Below are 4231 nucleotides of genomic sequence, written 5' to 3'. Positions count from 1 at the left end.
GGGGGCCGCGGCGGCCGAGGCCGCCGGGGTGGGCGAGCGAACCGCTGAGGCGGACCGGCGCGAGGTCGACCGCGCCTGACCCCTTCGTCCTGTCGTTGGTTGTGGCGTCGTCCCCTTCGGGGGCGGCGCCACCGGCGTGTTCAGCGGGTGTCGAACAGGGTGAGCAGGTCGTGTTGTTCGAACATGCGGGCGGTCTGGCGGGCGCTGGGTGTGCCGGTGTCCGGGTCGGCGCCGCGGTCGATCAGCAGGCGGACCACGTCGGTTTCGCCTCTGAAGACGGCTCCGGCCAGTGGTGACTGGCCACGGTCGTTGAGTCGGTCGGGGTCGGCGCCGCGGTCCAGCAGGAGGGTGGCGGTGGCGGTGTGGCCGTGGTAGGCGGCCAGCATGAGCAGGGTGTCGCCCTTGTCGTTGGTGAGGTTGACCGGGACCCCGGCGTCCAGGAAGGTGGCCAGTTCGCTGGTGTCGCCGTGGCGGGCGTGGTCGAAGACGCGTGTGGCCAGCGCGACGACCTCGGGGTCGGGTGGGTGGTGGTCGTGGTTCATGATGGTCCAGCGTAATCGTGACTGGTCGCGGGGGCCGGGTAGGAGCGCACGGTGTCGGAGGAACAACGGCGGGTGCGGTTTTGTGCTGTTGTTCGGTTTTGTCGCTAGGGTGCTCCCACATCCCCGAGAGGAGCATCCCCGTGCGACATCTTGTCGGCTTCCTGTCTGGTCTGATTCTGGGTCTGGTGTTGGTCCTGTCCTGTGGGTGGGTGTGGTCCCACCTGCGTGGCCTGCACTCCTTGGGCCTGGACGCGTTGTCGGGCTCCGGTCCGGTGGCGTTGGCGGTTTTGGCGGCCGTGGGTCTGGTGGTGGCGATGGTCGCCGTGCCGCCGCGGTTGACGCCCCTGCTGCCGTTCGGTGCCGCGTTGGTGTTGGGTGGGATCAGTGCCGTGGCGCTGGTGCGCCCGGCGTGGCTGGACCGGCTGCCGGACCTGCCGGGGATGGCGGGCGCGCTGGTGCTGCTGCCCCTGGGCGCGTTCGTTCCCCTGGTGATCGTGCTGACCGCGCCGGTGCTGGTGGGCGGCCGGTGGCGGCGTTGGGACCACGACGGTGAGTCCGTCACGCCCGATGAGTACTTCGAGGGCCTCTACGACGATGACGATGACGGTGAGGAGCCGCGGCGCGCCGCTGGGAGGGGCGCTCAGGCACAGGCGCGTGTGTCCTCTTCCGCCGGCGGTCGGCACGCGATGAGTCGTCGGGACGAGTAGAAGCGAAGGGTTGGGGGCGTCGCCCGCCCGCGTCGTGGCGGGGAGGGCGGCGCCCTCGCCTGGCCCCAGCGGTGTCACGCGCGGTGATCGCGGGTGTTGGCGGGGTGGTGGGTGTCAGCGCCAGCTCGGTCCCCACGAGGAGCTGCGTGAGACCCCCGGCGGGAGCGGGGGCAGCATCGACGCCCCGGGGGCCTGGCCCGGATCGGGTCGGGGCGGGGCCGTGTCCTCCTGGACGGGGTCCTCGACCATGTCGGGGGTGATGATCGGGATCAGGGTGGTTTGGACGAGGGCGTCCTCGGGTTCGTCGGCGGGGGTCGGTTCCGCCGACGCGGCGGGTTCGGGGTCGGCCTCGGCGGTCGGGGCCGGTTCGGGCTCTGGTTCGGGCGCGGTGAGCGGGGCGGGTTCCGGCTCGGGGGCGGGGGTGGCGGCCGGGGCGGGGGTGCCGGTGGGTGGCACGAAGCCGTGGACGGGCTCGGATCCGAACCCGTCCTCGTCGGTGAGCACCACGGGTTCGGGGATGGGCGTGTGGTCCTCGTCGTGGCCGGGCAGGGCGGGTTCGGCCGGGGCGATGCGCTTCCACCAGGTGGCCGCTTCCTGGGCGGTGAGCTCGGACTCCACCTCCAGCCAGCCGTGGACGTGGGGGTGGCGGCGTCCGGCGTTCCAGGAGCGCGGGTAGGGCTGTTCGTCCAGGATCAGGACGCGTTCGCCGTCCAGGGTGGGGATCTCGGCGGGCAGGCCCTCGTTCCACACCCAGGTGCCGTCGTGGGCGACCAGGTTCCACCAGCCGCGGACGGTCTGGGCCTGGGGGTCGATCTGGCCGCCGAGGTAGGGGGCGACCCAGCGCGGGTCGGGGCGTTCCCCGGCCAGGCCGTGGTGGTCGGGGCCGACCAGGGCGTCGGCGAGCAGGGTGTGGAGTTGGAAGTTGTCGCCCACACCGTCGAAGAGGACGCGAAAGCCGCGTCCGGAGTGGCGGTCCATGACCAGGGCGGAGGTGGCCTCGGCCATGCGCAGGAGGGAGTGGATGTCGTCGAACTCGACCAGGTGGGCGCTGAGCTGGTTGGCGATGGCGACGAGTTCGGCGTGCAGGGCGGGGTCGCTGCGCACGTGGGTGCGCACGCTGGTGTGGCCGAGCATGGTGCGGGCGGCCAGGCCGTGGCGGCGGATGGTCCACCAGCACATGGTGGCGCCGGGTGCGTCGGTGCCCAGGGTGGCGGCGACGCGGGTCTCGTCGGCGGCGGTGACGGATTCGGGGTCGGGGGGTGCGTCGGTGCCGGTGCGTTCCCAGGCGCGGGTGAAGACGATGGCGCCGCGGCCCATGGTGCGCATGCGGTGCAGGACCTCGACGCCGGTGGGGCCGGGGTCGGTGCCCATCTCGACGAGGGCTCCGGCGATCACGGTCAGGTCGGCGATGATGCCGGGGGCGGAGTGGCCTCCCGACAGCAGGGGGGTCAGGGCCTCCAGGGCGAGTTCGCGCTCGGCGACGGGGACCTGGGAGGCCAGGACGTACACCTTGTGGACGGCTGGTGGGAAGTGTTGGGAGTCGGTCGCGACGGAGGCGTCGATCAGTTCCTGGAATGCGGCGCGAAACTCGTCGACCATGAGACCGTCCCCTTTCTCACGCAACCAACCTAATGTCTGGTCAGTGCTGGATCGAACGTCAACGGGTGCTTTCGGGCGGTATTTAAAGGTTTGTTGACGATTTGAGATGTGGTGTCACCGGAGGGTGACCGTGCGGTGACCGGGCCGGTCACAGCCCCAGACGGGTCACGGCGTTGTCCTCCAGGGGATTGGCCGTGCGGATGTAGTCGTGCACGGTACGCGGGTTGGTCCAGCGGCCCTGGCGCATGATCTCGCGGTCGGTGGCTCCGCCGAGCGCCGCCTGGGTGGCGAATCCGGCGCGCAGGGAGTGTCCGCCGAAGTCGTCGGGGTCCAGGCCGGCGCGTTGGGCGTAGCGTTTGACGAGATCGCCCACGGCGCGCCCGGACATGGCCCGCTCCCCCACCCGCCCGTAACGGGTGACGGTGGGCAGCAGGGGGCGGCCGGTGCCGTCGGCCAGGGGGTTGCGGGTCAGGTCCTGACAGCGGTGGGCGGTGGGCGCCACGGGGGTGTGGGCCGAGGCCAGGTGGGCGCGCACGGCCTGGTCTCCGCCCTGGTGGTGGGCCTGGAGCAGGTCGCACCAGTCCGCGAAGGCGCACACAGGGCAGGTGGTGCGCTGGCGGCCGCGGGGCAGGGCCACGGTCTGGCCGCGGCGGCCCTCCTGGTCGGTCTTGGTGGCGGCCAGCGTGATGACCAGGGCGGCGGCGCCGCTGGCGGCGTCGGTGCGCACGTGAACGTCGTCCAGGGTCAGGGCGGCCAGTTCGGTGCGGCGCAGCGCTCCGGCGAACCCGGTGAGCAGCAGGACGGCGTCGCGTCTGCGGGCGACGCCGCCGGGGTGGCCGTCGGTGGGGCGTACGGCCAGCAGGGCGTCGAGGGTGGACAAGACGATGGGGTCCTTGCGGCGGGGGCGGGCCCGGCGGGTGCGGCGGATGCCGCGCAGGGTCATGCGCACCACGTCGGCGCGGGTGGGTGAGTCCAGGCCGTGGGCGCCGTGGACGGCGGCGATGGCGGCCGCGCGCCGTTCCAGGGTGGAGGGGGCCAGGGCCCAGGCGGCGCCGTCGTTGGTGCGGGCCTGGGCGCAGGCGGCCAGGTACACGGCCACGTCGACGGGGTCGGCGGGCAGGGACTGGCGTTCTTCGGCCAGGCACCAGGCGGTGAAGGCGGTCCAGTCGGCGCGGTAGGCGCGCAGAGTGTTGGCTGACTGGGCGTTGGCCAGGTAGCGGCCCAGGGCGTGGGCCTGTTCGGCGTCGAAGCGGGTGCGTACGCGTTCCAGCGCGCGGGTGTCGACCAGGACGCTGTGGGTGGCGCGCTGGAGGCGGTCGCGCACGGGCGCGGGCAGGGCGCTGGGGCCGTCGTGGGAGGGTTCGGGTGTGCTCACGGTGTTCC

4 protein-coding genes are annotated in these 4231 nt (G+C 72.9%); 1 reads left to right on the top strand and 3 read right to left on the bottom strand.

The window, feature by feature from the left end:
• Nucleotides 1–140: 140 nt before the first annotated feature.
• On the bottom strand, nucleotides 141–542 hold the full coding sequence (locus D471_RS0105125; protein ID WP_017597637.1) for an ankyrin repeat domain-containing protein: 402 nt from the start codon (nucleotides 540–542) through the stop codon (nucleotides 141–143).
• 140 nt (nucleotides 543–682) lie between these two features.
• Between D471_RS0105125 and D471_RS0105120 the strand changes: the two genes are divergently transcribed.
• Entirely contained in the window at nucleotides 683–1249 is a 567-nt protein-coding gene (locus tag D471_RS0105120) for a hypothetical protein (protein ID WP_017597636.1), read from the top strand.
• Between the two features lie 114 nt (nucleotides 1250–1363).
• Here the strand turns inward: D471_RS0105120 and D471_RS0105115 are convergent, their stop codons facing one another.
• Nucleotides 1364–2848, bottom strand: coding sequence for a hypothetical protein (locus tag D471_RS0105115; RefSeq protein ID WP_017597635.1), 1485 nt, complete (start codon nucleotides 2846–2848; stop codon nucleotides 1364–1366).
• Between the two features lie 148 nt (nucleotides 2849–2996).
• Nucleotides 2997–4223: a site-specific integrase gene (locus D471_RS0105110; RefSeq protein WP_026127423.1), complete on the bottom strand. Its 1227-nt coding sequence runs from the start codon at nucleotides 4221–4223 to the stop codon at nucleotides 2997–2999.
• Between the last annotated feature and the right edge of the window lie 8 nt (nucleotides 4224–4231).

Source organism: Nocardiopsis lucentensis DSM 44048, from assembly GCF_000341125.1.
GTDB lineage: Bacteria > Actinomycetota > Actinomycetes > Streptosporangiales > Streptosporangiaceae > Nocardiopsis > Nocardiopsis lucentensis.
The sequence above is the reverse complement of the archived record's forward strand: the minus strand, read 5'-3'. Positions and strand labels throughout refer to the sequence as shown.